This window comes from Rufibacter sp. JT3400010 (assembly GCF_054956755.1).
This window is the reverse complement of sequence record NZ_JBUDXA010000024.1, coordinates 60,842-78,892: the sequence shown is the minus strand read 5'-3', so window position 1 is coordinate 78,892 and position 18,051 is coordinate 60,842. Positions and strand designations below refer to the sequence as shown.

10 protein-coding genes are annotated in these 18,051 nt (G+C 50.1%); 2 read left to right on the top strand and 8 right to left on the bottom strand.

The genetic code is table 11. From position 1 onward, the window contains the following. Positions 1–58: 58 nt before the first annotated feature. Positions 59–2,401, bottom strand: coding sequence for a beta-galactosidase (locus ACY0JR_RS18025; protein ID WP_462635553.1), 2,343 nt, complete (start codon positions 2,399–2,401; stop codon positions 59–61). A 486-nt stretch (positions 2,402–2,887) separates the two neighbouring features. On the opposite strand from ACY0JR_RS18025, the gene ACY0JR_RS18020 reads away from it, so the two are divergent. Together ACY0JR_RS18020 and ACY0JR_RS18015 are read left to right on the top strand one after the other, a co-directional pair. After that, complete coding sequence (locus ACY0JR_RS18020) at positions 2,888–5,734, top strand: outer membrane beta-barrel protein (protein WP_462635552.1); 2,847 nt, start codon at positions 2,888–2,890, stop codon at positions 5,732–5,734. A gap of 230 nt (positions 5,735–5,964) precedes the next feature. After that, positions 5,965–6,966 carry a glycoside hydrolase family 43 protein gene (locus tag ACY0JR_RS18015; protein ID WP_462635565.1) on the top strand — a complete coding sequence of 334 codons (1,002 nt, stop codon included), beginning with the start codon at positions 5,965–5,967 and terminating at the stop codon, positions 6,964–6,966. Positions 6,967–7,044: 78 nt separating this feature from the next. Here the strand turns inward: ACY0JR_RS18015 and ACY0JR_RS18010 are convergent, their stop codons facing one another. The 7 genes from ACY0JR_RS18010 to lacZ all read right to left on the bottom strand — a co-directional run bounded on the left by ACY0JR_RS18010 (position 7,045) and on the right by lacZ (position 18,000). Beyond that, complete coding sequence (locus ACY0JR_RS18010; RefSeq protein ID WP_462635550.1) at positions 7,045–7,842, bottom strand: 3-keto-disaccharide hydrolase; 798 nt, start codon at positions 7,840–7,842, stop codon at positions 7,045–7,047. Between the two features lie 53 nt (positions 7,843–7,895). Continuing rightward, positions 7,896–8,774, bottom strand: a complete 879-nt coding sequence (locus tag ACY0JR_RS18005; RefSeq protein ID WP_462635548.1) for a glycoside hydrolase family 16 protein — start codon at positions 8,772–8,774, stop codon at positions 7,896–7,898. Between the two features lie 47 nt (positions 8,775–8,821). Beyond that, positions 8,822–10,867, bottom strand: a complete 2,046-nt coding sequence (locus tag ACY0JR_RS18000; RefSeq protein WP_462635547.1) for a DUF2264 domain-containing protein — start codon at positions 10,865–10,867, stop codon at positions 8,822–8,824. 159 nt (positions 10,868–11,026) lie between these two features. After that, the gene (locus ACY0JR_RS17995) at positions 11,027–12,178 is read right to left on the bottom strand and encodes a glycoside hydrolase family 88/105 protein (RefSeq protein ID WP_462635546.1); all 1,152 of its coding nucleotides are present in this window, start codon (positions 12,176–12,178) and stop codon (positions 11,027–11,029) included. Positions 12,179–12,246: 68 nt separating this feature from the next. Next, positions 12,247–13,611 (bottom strand): BNR repeat-containing protein, encoded by a 1,365-nt coding sequence (locus ACY0JR_RS17990; RefSeq protein ID WP_462635545.1) that lies wholly within the window; start codon positions 13,609–13,611, stop codon positions 12,247–12,249. 52 nt (positions 13,612–13,663) lie between these two features. After that, positions 13,664–14,857: a glycoside hydrolase family 43 protein gene (locus ACY0JR_RS17985; RefSeq protein WP_462635544.1), complete on the bottom strand. Its 1,194-nt coding sequence runs from the start codon at positions 14,855–14,857 to the stop codon at positions 13,664–13,666. Further along, positions 14,854–18,000 (bottom strand): beta-galactosidase, LacZ type, encoded by a 3,147-nt coding sequence (lacZ, locus tag ACY0JR_RS17980; RefSeq protein WP_462635543.1) that lies wholly within the window; start codon positions 17,998–18,000, stop codon positions 14,854–14,856. Before lacZ ends, ACY0JR_RS17985 begins: the two co-directional genes overlap by 4 nt. Positions 18,001–18,051 lie beyond the last annotated feature (51 nt).

Genomic DNA, 18,051 nt, shown 5'->3' with positions numbered 1-18,051 from the left:
TATCTACTATGGCACGGAGACGTTTGCCTCTTTTTCATCTATGTATAAATCTTAATTCTTACATTTTGAACGGCGTGCTCTTGAGGTAAATGCGGTAATCCTTTACTATGCCGCTGGTGTTTTTGTCTGACCTAGGCAGATAGCGGAAACCTTTTACCGTTACATTTTCTCCCAGATCCAACACCAGGTGATGGGGGTGTTTAGGTTTAGCGGCCCCGTATTGGGTGTGCCAAAAGGTAGATTCCTGTTGATCATAGACGCGGTCAGCGGCGTTGTTGGCGGAGGTTACTTCCTCACTGTCGGCGTAGAGTACTTTCCATTTCAGGCGCGAGATAGGGTTTCCTTTCTCATCCAGCAGTTCCAGTTCTGCAATAGAGGTAAACGGATCGTCTGGTTTCTGGCTGTTTAAGGCTTCAAAACAGAAATAGCGCCCCTGTACCGCCTGGTCAAACTTCGCCTCTTGCCAGGCACTTACCGCCGGGAAAGAGGATGTGAGTACCGGTTTTTCTCCGGTTAGGTTTAGCTGCTGGCCTTTGGCACGGTGCAAGAGGGTTTCATCTGCCCGAAGCTCATCTAAAATAGGTTCTTTCAGCCCGGCCATGGAGAGTGCTTCCGGTTTGTCCACATCCAGGACTATGACTTCGTTTTTGCCTTTCTTGAGCCACACGCCAGGTACGAACAAGGTCTGTTGTGGGCCAATTTTCCAGAAACGGCCCAAATTCTGCCCGTTCACCCATACCATGCCTTTGCCCCACTTGCTCACGTCCAGGAAGGTGTCGCCGGTCTGGTCCAGGTCAAAGGTTCCTCTGTACCAGGCTGGTCCGGTTGCCGTACCTTTCTTGAACTTGGCTTTCTTTTGGAAATCATAGTTCACCGGAAAGTTGTAGACCAGCCAGTTTTTGAGTTCGGTGGTTTTCTTACCGTCAGAAACTTCTACTTTCTCCGTGATGCCTTTGCGGTCAATGATGGCTTTGCCGTAATTTACCCGGCCAGTGGCCTCCACCAGAATATCCAGTTGGGCATTGCCGGTAAAGGCGGGAAGTTTCAATGAATTGTCGCCTCGGCGTCTATCTAATTTTCCTACTGATTTTCCATTCACGAACACCGTGGCCCAGTCATGCACCTCCGTGATCACCAACCGCTGCCCAGCCGCCGATGCCGGAATGGTACTGCGGTACAAGATGCGGCCCCAACCCTGGTCAAAGTTTTCCATAGGCTGAATGCGCTCGGTTTTATTCGCCTTGGGTAAATTGGAGAAAAGGTCAGCACTCTCATTCAGGGTAAACGCTGGAATGGAAATTACCGGTTTGGCGGCCGGAATCTCGCCCAGCGTTTCGCCTTCCTGCAGGTAATTCTTGAGCAGGTCGCGTACCGCGAAGAACTTCTCAGTTGTATTGCCTTGCTCGCCCACGGGCGCATTGTAGTCATAGGAAGTAGCCATGGCCGAATAGGGTGGCGCATTGGCTCCGCCCCACTGCCCAAAGGACGTACCACCGTGCGCCATGTACAGACTGAAGGAAATCTTGCGGTCCATCATGTCTTTCAAGCTTCCAATGAAGCTACTCACTGAACGGGTCTCGTGCGGACGCCCCCAGTGGTCAAACCAACCCGACCAGTACTCGCTGCACATGAGCGGTGCGGTAGGATACGCCTCCTGAAATGCCTTGAAGCTGTTGTCTATGTTGGTACCAGCCCCGAAGTTTAGGGTGGTGGCTACGCCGTCTAGTTTATACTTGTTGAAGTTGGTAGGCCAGTCACACCGGAAAAGCTGGGCTTTGTCAAAACCGGCTTCGCGCACGGCATCACGGGTGGCTTCCATATACGCTTGCTCGTTCCCGAACGTGGCGTACTCGTTTTCTACCTGCACCATAATGATGTTACCCCCATTCTGAATCTGCAAGGGCGCTAACTGCTTGGCCGCTTCTTTCAGGAACAGTTTGGTACGGTCCATGAAATACGGGTCTTGCAGCGTACGCACCTGCACGTCTTCTTTTTTCAGCAGCCACCAAGGCAATCCGCCCATGTCCCACTCGGCGCACACGTACGGGCCGGGACGCACAATACAGTACATGCCGTTCTTCTGGGCCAGCTTCACAAACTCCGCCACATCATTCTGCCCTTTGAAATCAAACACACCCGGCTGTTGCTCATGCAGGTTCCAGAACAGGTAAATACAGATGGTATTCATGCCCATGGCCTTGCTCAACTTGATGCGGTGCTCCCAATATTCGCGCGGAATACGCGGATAGTGCAGCTCGGCCGCCCTAATCACGAACGGTTTGCCATTGAGCAGGAATTCCTTGTTGCCAAGGGTGAAGTCTCCGGGTTTTCCTCCTATCTGCTGGGCCTGGCCCGTGAGGGTAAGCAGGAAGAGAAGTACTATCAAATAAAACTTTTGCATGGGTAAATGGAGGGTAAGGAATGGGCAGATATAAACCTGCAAGCTGCTTCTGGTGAGTGAGTGTATGCTTACAAAGCCTTCTACTTTATAGGATACAGAGTGCTGGGCAATCCTTTTTAGACAAATGACGGCAAACTTTTGAAGGTTTAATTTTGAATGTCAAGACAATTGAAGGGTTGCATTACCGCCGGTTTGTCAAAAACTAGCTAAAAACAACGACCCTGCTTGTCTAAAAACACCTTCATGCAGCTCTTGCAGTACAGACGCTTACCCACACCTGAAGCCGAGGTGGGTTTAGTGCTTTCTTTCCGCAAAATAGGCCAAAAACGCAGCAACATCTTCAATTTCCTAGCTCAAAAAATAACAAGTTCACCAGGATTCTGACCTCTGATTGAAATTCTTAAAATAAATATTCGATTTTTCTATAAAGCGAATAAACCTTGGACTACTTCCTTAGTCTAACCCAAAATTCCACCACCTTTTCCCATGAAAGCACCATTACTCCTTCTGCTATTCTTAGCCAGTATTACCTATGCACAGGCGCAAGGCTATTCCGTTACGGGTGCTGTCCATAGTGCCCAAAACAAGGAGACGTTGCCCGGTGCCACGGTGCAGTTAATCAGGCTTCCAGATTCTGTGCGGACGGCGGTTGGAACAGACAAGGACGGTAACTTCGCGTTTCAGGCGGTAAGGTCGGGGCAATATTCTTTGCAGGTGAATTACCTGGGCTATAAAACCTTCACCCGAGCGGTACAAGTGCAGAATGCCCCCGTTCAACTGGGCCAGTTACTTCTTACAGAGGCCTCCAACACCTTACAGGAGATTCAGATAGTGGGGAAAATACCGTTGGGAAGCCAGAAAGGTGACACCACGGTATTCAATGCCGGTGCTTTCAAAGTAGCCGCAGACGCCAGTGCCGAAGATTTAGTAACCAAACTGCCGGGGGTAACCGTGGTGGATGGCAAGATACAGGCGCAGGGCGAAGAGGTGCGGCAGGTGTTGGTAGACGGGAAACGGTTCTTTGGAGAAGACGCGAACACAGCCCTCCGGAACTTGCCCGCCGAGGTGATTGACAACATTGAGGTCTTTGACAAGAAGAGCGACCAAGCAGAATTCAGCGGCTTTGATGACGGCAACCGTGCCAAAACCCTCAACATCGTGACCAAGAAAGACCGTCGCCAAGGGCAGTTCGGGAAAGCGTCTGTGGGGGTTGGGCCAGACAAGAAATACATGGCGGGCATCAGCCTGAACGTGTTCAAAGGCGACCGTCGGTTTACCATCAACGGGCTTACCAACAACATCAACATGCAGGATTTCTCAGTGGGTGAAGCGCCCGGCGGCGGCATGCGTGGACGCCGGGGTATGACCGGCGGAGGCGGCGGTGGTATCTCCACCACCAACAACTTCGGGCTGAACTACTCAGACTTCTGGGGCAAGAAAATTGAGGTAAGCGGTAATTACAATTATAACAACACCAAAAACGAGAATAACCGGCTGGTGTTCAGAGATTACTTCAACTCCCAGTTCTACGAGCAGGAAAACACAGACAACAGTTTCAACACCAACCAGAACGAAAACCATCAATTCAATTTCAGGTTCGATTACAAAATCAACGACCGAAACAGGCTCTTGATCACGCCCCGGTTCTCTATCCAGAAAAACAATTCTTTCTCCAACACCGTGGGCAGATCTGTCTATGACGCCGATTCTACCAATACACGCTATGATGAGACCATCCTCACCACTACAGACAACGCCACAGACGCAGACAATTACTCCTACAACCTGGGCAACGATATCAATTTCAGCCACAGATTCAACAAGCCGGGCCGTGTGTTCACGGTGAACCTGAACACCGGTTACAACCTCAACAACGGCGATACTTACCGCATCACCAACGTAGAAGACTTCGCCCAACCAGACAGAAGCATTTACCTCAACCAATTGATCAAAGCAGACAGGAACGGCTTTAATTGGCGCGGAAATGTATCCTTTGGGGAACGGGTTGGGGAGAAAGGCCGCTTGCAGGCGGAATACAGCATCAGCAACCGGATAGAAGACTCAGAACGCCTGGCTTATGACCTGGAAGAGACGGAATACACCAACTTCAACGCCCGCCTGAGCAACTCCTTTGAGAGCGATTACCTCACCCAGCAGGCAAAAACCAGCTATCAGTACAACTCAGACAAAGTACGGATACAGTTAGAGACCCAATACCAGATGGCGAACCTGCAGAACGAGCAGGAATTCCCTACGTTCTACCAGGTAAACCGCACCTTCCATAACCTGCTGCCCACCGCCCAGTTTGAATACAAGTTTACCAAAACCAAGAACCTTCAGATAGACTACCGCACCAACACCAACGCCCCCGGCGTGACGCAATTGCAGGAAGTGGTAGACAACACCAATCCGCTTCGGTTCAGAACTGGTAACGCCGGTTTGGTGCAAGCCTACCAGAATTCTGTTAATGTGCGTTACAGATCGTTCAACACCGAGAACAACCATGTTTTCTCTTTCTTTGTGACGGCCTCCAAAACAGATGATTACATCACTAACAGCACCCTGGAAGTAGGTCTGGAAGATGAACCCTTGCTGGAAGGTTTCGTGATTAGCCGCGGGGCGCAGTTGATTAGGCCGGTGAACCTGGACGGCAACTGGAATGCCCGCACTTTTGTCAGCTACGGTCAGCCTCTGAACATCATCAAGTCTAACGTTAACTTCACGGGTACGGTGGGGTATAACAAAACGCCGGGTTTGTTTAACAACGAGATGTTCTTCTCCACCTCTACCAACTACGGGTTGGGTGCCTCGCTCAGCAGCAACATCAGCCAGAACGTAGATTTCAATGTCTCTACCAACGGCAGTTACAATGTCATCACCAATACCTTGCGCAAAGAGCAGAACAACAACTTCTACAACCAATCTACCCAATTGCGGGCCAACCTGCGGTTCTGGAAAGGCCTGGTGTACCGCACGGAGTTCAGCCACCAGCTAAATGCGGGTTTATCCAGCGGATTCAACACCAATTACACCCTCCTGAACATGAGCTTGAGCAAGAAGGTGTTCAAGAGCCAGAAAGGCGAAGTGAGCTTAAGCGTGAATGACTTGCTGCGGCAGAACATTAGTGTACAACGCACGGTTTCTGATGCCTTTGTGCAAGATGTGCAGTCAACGGTGTTGCAACGTTTCTTCATGCTTACGTTCTCTTATAACATCCGCACGTTCAACGGAGCTGCACCCGGCGAGAGAGGTCCTGGCCAAAGAATGCCGGGAATGCCGGGCGAAAGAGGCAACATGCGTCAGGGTGGCCAAGGGGGCGGTAGAAATCAGTAGTCAATGGTTCATTGCTGCCTCTTTAATAATTGGGAGAAGGTAGTGAAGCCATTCCTCCTGGTTCCCTGCTTTGCTGGAGAGATAATTAAAAAGGTTCTCTTCATTAGTGAAGCAGATTGAATCACCTTAAAAAGGAACTGGTGATTTTAGGCTATTTTCCAGAAAAGACGCTAAAAAGAGAAAAGCCAGGAAGTAGCAGTAAGTTTATACAAAACTATCCATAACAAATGATGAAAAAGATTTGGCTCGCTTTGCTTGGATGCTTGTTCTTTCCTTTGGTGCTCATGGCCCAGCAAAGAGGGAATATGGCAATTAGAAAGAATGTTCCTTTAGACTCCATTGTGCTCAGTGATCCTTTCATCTTGGCAGATAAAAAAACCAACCTGTATTACATGACGGGAACGGGCGGTATGCTCTGGAAAAGCAAGGATTTACGATCATGGGAAGGCCCTTACAGGGTGGCCCAGACAGATCCAAACTCCTGGATGGGACCCAAACCCATGATTTGGGCCGCCGAGATTCATCCTTACAAAAACAAGTACTACTACTTTGCCACCTTTACCAATCAGGCGGTTAAGATTGATACCGTTCAGGGGAATGCGATAGAAAGACGCGCCAGCCATGTATTAGTGAGCGACAAACCAGAGGGTCCTTACATTCCTATGAAAGACCCCACGTATTTACCTGCCAATCAGCCAACGTTAGATGGCACTTTCTGGATTGACAAAGACGGCAAGCCTTACATGGTGTACTGCTATGAGTGGTTGCAGAACCTGAACGGCACCATTGAGAAGATCGAATTGAAGCCAGATTTAAGCGGTACCATAGGCAAAGGGAAAGTGTTGTTCCGGGCAAGTGACTCGCCGTGGAGCCGCGAGAAAGATGAGAACGGCAAAGACCGCCCCAACAAAGTTACCGATGGCCCTTATTTATTTAAGACCGGAACCGGAAGATTGGGAATGATTTGGACTAGTTGGATTTACAACGTGTACGTACAGGGGGTTGCTTATTCCAAAAGCGGAACTCTGGACGGCCCCTGGACACAGGAGCAGGATCCCATCACTCCTCCCAATTACGGCCATGGCATGCTGTTCCATACCTTAGAAGGTAAGCTGCTTATGTCCGTACACAGTCACAAAGATGTCAACGGCCGCTACATCCGGATTCCCCATTTGTTTGAAGTAGACTTAACCGGTGATAAGCTGGTGGTGGGCAAACCATACAAACCGTAAGCTACACTTCCAATGACCTGTTTTACACGTGGTTTTTGAAAACCAAGCTATTTTCCCAGGAAACGTAACCTAGGCTTTTTAATCCAGTTTCTTGATTTTCAGATTCCTGAACTCTATTCCCTGTCCTTCGCTTTGTAACCCGATGTAGCCCTGGGTCAAACGCTTTCCATCCTGCTTTACAGCCGGGTCAAAGTTATTTGCCACCCCTCCCCCAATTTGTGGCTGGGTATATTGCAGTACCGTATCGCCGTTGATCACATGCGTTACCAAGGAATCTCTTAAAACAATCAACTCAGCTTCTACCCACTGGTCCCATTCTATAGTAGGTGAGGAAGAGTCAATGCAGTGTCTGGGATCTATTTTGCCTTCGAACACCACATCAGTGCCAGGGGAACACATATTGCCGGTGGGACGGGGTTTCCCGTCTCCAGCCCCTGCCAAAAGCTGAAACTCAACAGAAATAGGCCAATCCTGCTCTTTCAGAATGGATTGCGGGCTTTGGGAATGGAACATGATACCGCTGTTGCGATAGGTATAACTAGGGGCATCTTTCATCCATTGATCTGTGAAGCGGTATTCCCACTTTAGATGAAACGAGGAGAAAGGCTGCTTATAGAACAGATGGCCATAGCGGTTGTCAAAGGTTGTGTAATCATCATAGTTCACCTGCAGGATACCATCTTTCACCCTGAAGGTCTGAGCATAATTGTCACCTACTTCATGGTGGTGGATTTTCACAATCCAATCTTTCAGGTCTTTGCCGTTGAAAAGCGATTGCCATTCTTCTTGTTGCCCAGGTGTTTTCTGGAAGTAAGAAGAGGAACAGGAAACTATGGGCAGTAACAGTACCGCCACTAATACAGACCTGAGTTTCATGATTGCTATTTTTGTGTCTCGTTGTTCAAACTTTCATTCAAAACCTTCTTCCCCTACTGCTTCTGATAAACCCGCACGTAATCTACCTCATACCTTTTAGGGAAGGAAGTACCGGTGGGATCTCCTCCATTTCCCCCAATGGCAAGGTTCAATAGAATGTAATGCGGCTGGTGGAAAGGGTTGAAGCCATCGGGGTTGAGCGTTTTGGTTAGATCAATCTCGTTCAGCAGTTCATCATCCAGGTACAGTTTGATAGACGTCTCAGTCCAATCCATTTTCCAGATGTGGAATTTGTTGGGCCAGTCGGCATCCTTCTCCAGAAACTGGGTAAACGGAATCTTTTCACCGTCCCAGACGGCTCTCATTCTTTCATCTGCCCACGCGGCATTTGCCAGAATAGCAGGTTTCCCCTCTACTCGGTAATACTCCATGATGTCTACTTCTCCGTTCGCGGGCCAGCGCTTTGAAACGCCTAAGGTCCAGATAGCGGGCCACATGCCCAAGGCCGTATCAATTTTGGCTCTTACCTCCATGATGCCGTATTGGAACTCCTTTTTGCCCCTGGTATTGATACTGGCCGCGGTATAATGCGCATATTCACGGTTTCGTCGCCAATCTCTGGCCCCTACCTCATAGGACGGGTTCTTTACTTCTTCCCGCTTTCCGTCAATCACTAAAACCCCGTTGGCTACATTGGCATTTTCGGGTTGGTACCACTGAAGTTCCTCGTTCCGCACAAACCCTTTTTCATAGTCCCAACTTGCGGCATCAAGCTTTCCTTTGGCATTGAATTCATCATTCCATACCAGTTTATAGCCTTCTAGTTGAGCGGGTGGCAGCGAGGTAGGTCTGTAAGCGAGTTGCTTTTTACTGCAGGAGAAAAGGCCTGTAACCGCCATCACCAACATGACCCACTGGGTAGTATTTTTCATTATTTTAATTTGTAGCAGTACTGGGAGAACGTAGATGATCTTCAAACTTACTCAAACCGCACTACCTTATTCTCACCTTTTCTGAAGGAAACAGTCACGGTTTTATCTTTAGCGGAGTGCTCCACTTTCTTCACAGGCACCAACTCAGCATCTGTCCATTTCTCCCCAGATTTCTTCCAGAGCATGAGCGTGGCATATAGCTTAGGCTGTTGCTGCGGCTGGAAACTATCGGTGGCGTTAATCACGGAGCTTTCCTTGCTGACCGGGTGAAGACCGGTTGCTTTCACAGTTTCCATGCCATCCCACCCGTTGAGGGAAACCATGGCTAATTGATATTCTCCGTTATCAATGATCTGCACTTTGTGGCCTTTCACTTTCCTAGATTGTTCTCTGATAGGTCCGTTCTTCTGGGGCAAGGAATAATGACCTAATCGCACCTGTGACGCTTCGGTGCTTATGTTGCGGTCTATCCGCAGAATACCGTTAGGCAGGGTGATATCTGCCAGGTTCAGCTTTATTTTGTCGCTGGTTTCCAGCACCACGTCGCGGTAATAGATGCCGTTCTCAAATTTCTTGAAGGTGTAGAGACGAAGGGCTTCCCACTCGTTCTTCTTGTTTTTAAAGACGTAGTTCATGGCTACTTCACCTTTGGGCCCATCGGCTTGCCACGGGAAAGCACTGTTGTAGGAGAGCCGGTTGTAGTTCTCGGTAGATCGGAAACCCTGCCAGTCTTTGGCAACCGTTTCATGGCACCAGGCCCGCACCTCGGCGGCTCCAATGTTGGGGTAATCCGTAATCAGAATCTTGGAGCCTTCCTGAAACTTGTTGTAGACTTTTCCTTTCTCCAGTTCTTTTTCCCAGGCGCCTTCATTTTCTTTCTCGGTCCAGAACGGATTACCTTCCGGCACAATCAAACCTAGGAAAGCTTTGCCCATCCAGAACACGCTGGCGCGGGCACTGTATATCTGCACGGCGGGCTCAAAGGCTCCGTAAAAGCCCAGCGTTGGAATGTTATCTGCGGCCATAAAGGCTGGGTTCTGCAGGAACTGGAGCATGGTGCCAGAAGCGATTCTGCGCATCCAGCCGTAGTTGGTGCCGGGTTCCTGAACCAAGCCCATGAGCGGAAACGGTACTGCTGCGGCAAAGCGGTAGGCAATGCTGCGGCCCCACATGATCATCTTCCCGTCACGACCAAACAGGTACGGGTAATTGTCATTCACCTCTTTGAAGTTGGCCATGAACCTGGCGGCATACTCTGGATAGTGCTTTTTCCCGAAGAACTCTGACCACAGCGGCCCATACATCTGGAAAGCCCACATGCTGTAGTAGTCATAAGCTGGGCTGTCGTTGTACCAGCCCTGGCCGCGGTATTGCTCCAGGGATTTATCTACATATTCCAGCATCAGTTTTTCATTTACCTTGTAGCCCTGCTCCTTGAAGAAGCTCATCACGAAGATGTTGAAGAACCGCCAGTTAGACCCAATGGTAGGTCCATCGCCGTAGCTAAGCATAGTCGTGGAAAGGGCTTCTTTTTGTGAAGAAGTAAGCGGCGCCCATAAGACTTCCGGCACATAGAAAAGCGACACAGCCAAGCCGCCAAACTCCACCAATATCTGACTGGGTCCGCCGTCTTTCGCTCGTGGTTTCACATACGTGGGGCTGGATGGGTCGCTCAACCGTACCAGCTGGTGGCGGTAATAGTCGGCCACTTTGATGCCGTTGATCTCAAGGTTGGGGTTTTCTTTGAGCAGGGGAACCGCCATAAACAGGGTGCGGCACAGGCCTTCCAGCATTTCGGTGTTGTTATGCACACCATCGCGCGGATAGCTCTTGCCCGGCTGCTTGGGAAACACCATAGGATCATCCAGCGTCTTGATGTAACTGAAAGCCCCAGATAATAGATAATGCGCCGCATCTTTCCAATGCTTCCTGGTCATGCCCGTATGCGGACTCGTCTTGAAGTCAGGATTGGTTAGTTGAAAGGTTTTCTGACCAGCCTCAGCCTTGACCGGGTTGGCCTCAGACTGCGCCTTCAGCAGATTACCGGTGAGCAGGAAAGCGGACAACAAAAGCGCTTTAGAGAAATACTTCATGGAGAAACAGAAGATTGAAATAACTGAAGGAATACAAGCAACCCGCGGTAAGAATAACAGCAGAATGCCTGGCATTTAAATATAGAAAGCTACTACGCCTAAATCGTTTGGGGGCTGATTTCCAAAAACCAGCCCCCAAACGATTTAGGCAGAAAATTTTTAATCTAAGAAACGGTACATCTCAGAAGCGGCCAGCAAAAAAGCTCCCACCCCAAAACCCGTGGTGGAATTAACATCCACTATTTGCCCCGGAATGGCTCTCTCCCCTATGGGTTGCACATAGCCCACTTTCCCGTTTGGTTGCAGGGCCGTGCTGGTGAGGTAATGGTACCCTTTGGCGGCAACGGGCAAATATTCCTTTTTGTCTAGCAAGCCGTTGTTGATACCCCAAAGAAAGCCATAGGTAAAGAAGGCGGTACCACTGGTTTCGGGGCCGGGCGCGTGGGCAGGGTCCAGCATACTGCGGGTCCAATAGCCTTCTGGCTGTTGGGAACTGGCAATCGCTTTAGCCATGTCTTTGAACCGCTGCTCATACTCTTTCCGGTGCGGGTCTTTTTTGGGCAGATCCTGCAAAACCTTGGCTAAACCGGCAAACACCCAACCGTCTCCGCGCGCCCAGAAGTCTTTTTTCCCGTTGGCGCTTTTGTGTTTAGGATACACATACTTGGCATCGCGGTAATACAATTTCTCTTCCTGGTCATACATGATGGAGTTGGCATAAGTCAGGTACTCATGCAGTTTCTCCAGGTACTGTTTGTTGCCGGTTACCTTGTACAGCTTTGTCATCACGGGCATCACCATGTACAAGCCATCGGCCCACCACCAGTAATCATTGTTGGGCGTGCTCATCTGGTACTCCATCACCTCCCTCGCCCGGGCAATTTTTCTATCGTCTTTGGCGCCGTCCAGGCAGTATAGATCAATGTAGGTCTGGAAACAGATCTGCCAATCTCCGAACAGCACATATTCATCCTTTTCGCCATAGCTGTATTTCCATTTCGATTTGTCGGTAGACTTGGCACCCATCCATTGGTTTTTCTCGGCCCAAGCCTCAGAGTACTTCCGGTAGGCTTCGTTTTTGGTCACTTTGTAGGCTTCCATGTTGCCGGTATGGTAAGCGGCTATGTCCCAGAAAGCCCACCCGGGGTTTGGGTTGGTAGTCTGGTAGTAGGTGTTAGCCTTGTTCAACTGCTCAGCTACGTCTTTCTTTGATTTGGGGAGCAAAGGATGCTTTGGCTTGGCAGCGGCATTTACTGCCCCAAACCCGAGCAGCAAAAAAAGGAATGTAAATAATGCTTTCTTCTGACTCATAGTTACTAATATGCGGGAGGATAAACTCAGTTTATAGGTACTTTGCCAAAAACAGGCCGACAACACATTTAGAAAGTAGGCTTCCACTCCACCACCCGTATGGGCTGAGGCCCCATACTGGAGCGCCCTTCCCCATCTACCTGGTCCACATTCTGGATGAAGAGGTTCAGTACTTTCTTTTCTTTCCAGAGTTCGGTGTCATAGGTAGGCTCCCAGGAACCCAGCGACTCCGGCGTAAGGTCAATGATGGACCACTTAGGGTCTGACATTTTATTGATGATCAATGCCGAGGCCTTGCTTTCTCTTTCCTCATCCCTGAAGATCATGAGCACCGATGCCTTGTCTCCTGCATTTTTCACCAGCACCTGGGGCCGGGCGATGGGAATGCGTTTGGTGCCCACCCCACTCAAACTGAAGGGTGTTTTCCGGAAATTCAACTCCAGCTTTTGCCAAGCGGTGCCGTCATGGTACACCAAATGGTACTGCGGAATGGTAGAACCCGCCTCGCGCCAGTAAGTGGCAATGAAGGGATTTCCATTTTCATCAGCGGCCATGGAAGTTTGGTTGATCAGCTCGCTGTTCTGCGGAATGACCATGGCTTTCTCGGCTGTGGCTTCCGTGATGGGCAAGGTGTACTTTTCGCCGGTAGACTTCTCCCAGGTTTTGCCTCCATCTGCAGAGCGCGCGTAGGCCATGTCATGGTTGCTGGCTACGTTAGGGCTCTCGCGCCACACCCAGGACACATGGATGGTGCCTTTTTTGTCTAAATAGGATTGCCAGTAGGCGTTGCGTTTTTTCTCGCCGTTGATGAGGTTGCTATGTACCTGCGTCCATTTCTGGGAGTTGGTGTCATAGCTGTTGATGACCATGTTGCCCTGGCCAGAGCCGCCGTCGCGGTAAAAGAACATGAGGTTCCCGTTAGGTAAGCGGTAGAACTCTGGGTAAGAAACCGCTTTCTCGTTTGAACCTGTCATGGGCATTTTATCAGTGAGTTGCAGAGAGCCGGGGCTCACGCTACGGGCGTAGTTTAGTTGGTGGTTGTGGTGGTCCCAGGAAACGTGCAGAAAGCCTTTGCCATCTACCATCAGGCTGATGGTGTTATGAGCATCAGCGGCATTGCCCTTGAAGTTGGTCTTTACAATCTCCCAAGTGTCTGCCCCACTCTTCCTTTTGGCCAGCATCATGGATCGGTCTGCATCATACCAGCCGGTGTATTGGGTTCCTTTGAAGGTGACCAGCGAGTTCTTCCGGAAGGCTACCACATTCACTGAGTTGTTTGCCCATCCGCCCTCGGCCACCTGGGTGATCTTTGGTGTATTTGCCCCCTCACCAGTCCCAATTTTTGAGGAACTGCAAGCATTGAGTCCCAGCAAGAAAGCAAGGGTGAGGGTGCTGAAGGAGGCTTGGCGGATAATTTTCAGATGACATATCATGTAGTAGCACGTAATTGAATCTCCAAAAAGAGATTGACATTGGTTTCAAAACCTACCTGGAGGCAGTTTTCTTTTTCTCTGAGGTGACTGCTTTTTCTTTCTGTTTTTTGTCAAACACATCCAAGCTCCATTCATCCTGCCATCTCAGCACCGGTTTGTCTCCTTCAAAGGTAAGAGGCAACCAAATGTAGCGCCCATCTATCGGGTTCTTGGGACGCCAGCGGTCAGCCATGAAAATAAAAGCATCCTTCTTGCCTTGGATGGGTAGAATATAGGTTCCCTGCGATTCAAACGTAAGGTTCGCCCCTTCTCCCACGCACGGGTTCCCCAAGGCTGTCCAGGGTCCCATGACAGATTCCGCCACAAAGGAGCGGGCGGCGTTGGGATCCCAACCGGTACAGCCGGAGGTGATCATGTAGTACTTGCCGTTTCTCTTGCAGATAGCCGGGGCTTCATTATGACCTGCAGGCGCCAGAACACTCCATTTTCCGGTAAAGGACAGGTAATCATCAGACAGTTCTGAGATATGCAGCGTCAGGTTCTCTTCTGAAGAATGGATGTGGTACGCTTTGCCGTCATCATCTACAAAAACAGTCATGTCACGGGACATTTGCCCTTGTTCCAGATCTCTCCTGATGAAAAGGCCGTCTTGTACTTCCTTCGTCCACTCCGGCGTCCACCATTTCAAGTTAGTCTCATTTACCTGTTTTTCCTTCAGGCTTACCGGTACATTCACGGGCCAAACCCCGGCGTTAGGCCGGTAGGACTTCAGGTAGGTGAAGGGGCCGATAGGGCTGTCACTGGTGGCTACTCCAGTTCTGGCAGCCTCATACCCTTTGCCTTTCAGTTCCAGGTGAAACCACATGACAAATTTCTTGGTCTTGGCATTGTAGACCACCTTGGGCCGCTCAATCACACAGCCTTTGGTAATTTCAGAAGTACTGTCTTCCGCCACTTTCAAGACAATGCCTTCGTTTTTCCAGGTGGTGAGGTCTTTGGAAGAATAAGCCCCTACCCCAAATAAGGTACTGTTTCCGCGCCGTCCTTCTGTTTTGTGTTCTCCAAACCAGTAGTAAGTCCCTTTGTGGAAGAGGATACCGCCGCCGTGGGCATTGATGTGTTTGCCGTCAGTATCTGGCCAGATTTCTCCAGGCTTTATGACAGCTGTAGCCTTTTTCTGCGCCAGCAGGGGTTGAACCCCTGCCAGCAACAGAATAAGTGTAATGAAGCCCAACTGCCTTCTCATTTCTGGGTCAGTTTAGAAGTCTCCTTCGTGATGGGTCTGATGATGTAGCTGTAGGTGTATTTCTTGTCCTTGAGCAGATACGGCTCGTGTGGCAAACGTCCCCAGCTATCATCGCCTCCCAAGCCTCTTTGGGCCAGGTCTACGTGCAGGCTCACAAAGTCTTGTTTCTTCAGGTCTACCGGGTGGCGGTTGATCTTCTTAGGGCCTTCGTCAATGTCTTCGGCGGTGTAGTTCAGGGCCGTGAAGTTGATGGGCTGAAGGCCTTCCACCGCAATCCCGTTACCGGAGTTGTTGGTCAGTTCCACCCAGCGCACATCTGTTTTATTGCCGCTTTCCTGCGGACGGATGTAAAACTGATAGTACTGGTTTTCTACTTTGTCGCGGTACAAGCCTACCAACGAAGAGGCCTTGCGGTCACTGTAGTTCTCCCATGGGCCACGGCCGTAGTACTGGAGATTATCATAATCATCATCCAGTTGCATCCGCATCCCAAATCTTGGCATCTCCGGCATTTCTTTGCCCGTCATGTCAATAGAGGCGGTTACCTGTACCGAGCCATCGTTATGGATGAGGTACTCAATGGTGTAAGGAATCTGCTTCTCGGTGAGCGCGTAGGTTACCGTGATAGGTTGCCCCTGAGCGAGCTTCTTGCCTACCGCCACGTTGACCGACTTGATTTCCTGATGGGCATTGCGCCAGGGTGCTAGCTTCTCAGGCATTTTGTTACCGAAGTCATTGTCGGTAGCGGCGCGCCAGAAATAAGGCTCTGGGAATTTCTCAATTGTTTTGCGGCCGTTTTTGCTGAAAGAGGCTAATTTCCCATCCTTCAGGTCAAACTCCCCGGATACTTCACCAGAGGAAAAACTCAGCTTATCTCCTTTGGTTTTGATCTTAAGTTTACCGGCTGCTGAGGCATTCGTGAAGTAAGTGTTGTTGGAGATACTAAACTGGTCGCGTGCTATTTCATGACCGGCTGGCACAAACGGCTTGGCGGTTTTGGTGTAGGCAAACACATTGATGAAATACTCTTCACCCGGTTGGGCATTGAAAACCGGAAGCGGCAAGGTCACATCGGTTTTCTGCAGCGGGGCAGCCGTTACGCCAAACTCTCCTTCTTTTTGAACCACTCCGTTTTTGATCAACTGCCACTTGAAAGCGTACTGGTTCAGATCTGTGAAGCCGAACTGGTTCCACACTGTGATGATCCCTTTGGAGGCATCTTTCGCGTTGAACTGAACGCCCGAGTATACTTTCTTCACTTCGTTCAGGCCCGGCTTCGGCGTACGATTGGCAGATACCACCCCGTTGGCGCAGAAGTTTTCATCGTTATACAGATGCCCGCTGCCCAAGTCTCCGCCGTAGGCCCAGAAGGTTTCGCCTTTGTCGTTCTTGGTCTTGATGCCCTGGTCTACCCAATCCCAGATAAAGCCGCCCTGCATGTGCTTGCTGCCGTTGATAATGTCCCAGTACTCCTGGAAATTGCCGTTGCTGTTGCCCATGGCGTGCGAGTACTCGCACATGATGTAAGGACGCTCTTTTTTAGCCGCCGCGTAAGACTTCATGTCTCTGATGCCCGGGTACATAGGTCCTACAATGTCGGTATTCCAGTCTTCACCGGCTTGCTCAAACATTACCAGACGGGAATTGTCGCGACTCTTAATCCATTTGTAGGCGTCATGGAAAACCTGGCCGTTGCCGCATTCATTGCCCATGCTCCAGATGATCACGGAAGCATGGTTCTTGTCACGCTCTAAAAGGCGCTCAATCCGGTCCATGTGCGCGGGTGCCCACTCAGGCAGGTAAGCCGGGTGCTTGCTTTTGTCAAAGCGCCCTTGCCACTCGGCTCCCATGCCGTGGGTTTCAATGTTGGCTTCGTCTACCAGATACAAACCATATTCATCGCAGAGTTGGTACCAGAGTTTGGTATTAGGGTAATGGCTGGTGCGCACGGCGTTGATGTTGTAGAGTTTCATCAACTCAATGTCTTTGATCATAGACTCTTTGGTCACGGCACGCCCGTGCACATCGTCATGCTCGTGACGGTTCACGCCTTTGATCAGAATAGGAACGCCATTCACCAGCATCTGGGAGTTTTTCAGCTCCACCTTGCGGAAACCAACTTTGCTGCCGGTCACACCCAAGGTTTTACCTTTGTCATCCTTCAGCGTGATCACCAGGTCATACAGGTTGGGGTGCTCTGCGTTCCATTGCAGCACATTGTTGATGGTGCCGTTGAAAGTAGCCTGAAGTTTGCCGGTTCCTTTAGTGGAAACGCTTTTTTGCTGAGAGAACACTTTTGCATTGTTCTTATCAAACAGCTCCACGCTTACAGTGGCTTTGTCGGCAGTTTTTGGGGCAAACTTACGCAGGTCAACCTCGGCGCTGAACACCCCGTTTTTGTAGGCATTGTCTAAATCTGCTTTCGCGAAGAAGTCCCAGATGGTCAGTTTGGGCAAAGCTTGTAAGTACACATCCCGCTCCAGACCGCTCAGGCGCCAGAAATCCTGGTCTTCCAGGTAGCTGCCGTCGTGCCAGCGGAATACCTGTACCGCCAGTTGGTTCTCACCCGGCTTCAAAAACTTAGTTACATTGAATTCTGCTGGAGACTTAGAAGCTTTGGTCATACCTACTTCCTGCCCGTTCACAAACACCCGTCCGTACCCCGAGATAGAACCGAAGTTCAGCATAATCTCTTGTCCGTTCCAGGCGGTTGGCACCGTGAACGTGCGGCGGTACGTTCCCACCGGGTTGTATGGCTGGTCTATGTAAGGCGGCTTGGCCGGAAACGGATACCGCACATTGGTATAAATGGGAATGTCAAACCCCTGCAGTTCCCAGTTGGAAGGCACCTGGATGTTAGACCATTTGCTGTCATCAAACCCGGGCTTGTAGAAATCCATGGGCCGGTCTGCCACTGATTTCACGATGGAGAATTTCCAGGTGCCGTTCAGGGATTGGAAGTTAGGGGATTTGCTGTATTCGTTTTTGCGGGCATCCTCGGCGCTGGTGTAGAGCATGAAGTCCACGTGAGGCTTCTCCTTGTTCCGCTCATATACTTTGGGGTTTTCCCATTCATTGCCTGCCTGCTGCGCTGCCACAATCTGTGACAGAAATAAGCAACAAAGGGTAAGTAACTTTCGCATGCGTACCATGTAAATCAAGTAAATTAATAGTTAGAATCGTGCTTTAGATAA

Bases quoted from the DNA above. Each gene is read 5' to 3' on its own strand.
- ACY0JR_RS18025 (WP_462635553.1), bottom strand. From the start codon at position 2,401: ATGCAAAAGTTTTATTTGATAGTACTTCTCTTCCTGCTTACCCTCACG.
- ACY0JR_RS18020 (WP_462635552.1), top strand. From the start codon at position 2,888: ATGAAAGCACCATTACTCCTTCTGCTATTCTTAGCCAGTATTACCTAT.
- ACY0JR_RS18015 (WP_462635565.1), top strand. From the start codon at position 5,965: ATGAAAAAGATTTGGCTCGCTTTGCTTGGATGCTTGTTCTTTCCTTTG.
- ACY0JR_RS18010 (WP_462635550.1), bottom strand. From the start codon at position 7,842: ATGAAACTCAGGTCTGTATTAGTGGCGGTACTGTTACTGCCCATAGTT.
- ACY0JR_RS18005 (WP_462635548.1), bottom strand. From the start codon at position 8,774: ATGAAAAATACTACCCAGTGGGTCATGTTGGTGATGGCGGTTACAGGC.
- ACY0JR_RS18000 (WP_462635547.1), bottom strand. From the start codon at position 10,867: ATGAAGTATTTCTCTAAAGCGCTTTTGTTGTCCGCTTTCCTGCTCACC.
- ACY0JR_RS17995 (WP_462635546.1), bottom strand. From the start codon at position 12,178: ATGAGTCAGAAGAAAGCATTATTTACATTCCTTTTTTTGCTGCTCGGG.
- ACY0JR_RS17990 (WP_462635545.1), bottom strand. From the start codon at position 13,611: ATGATATGTCATCTGAAAATTATCCGCCAAGCCTCCTTCAGCACCCTC.
- ACY0JR_RS17985 (WP_462635544.1), bottom strand. From the start codon at position 14,857: ATGAGAAGGCAGTTGGGCTTCATTACACTTATTCTGTTGCTGGCAGGG.
- lacZ (WP_462635543.1), bottom strand. From the start codon at position 18,000: ATGCGAAAGTTACTTACCCTTTGTTGCTTATTTCTGTCACAGATTGTG.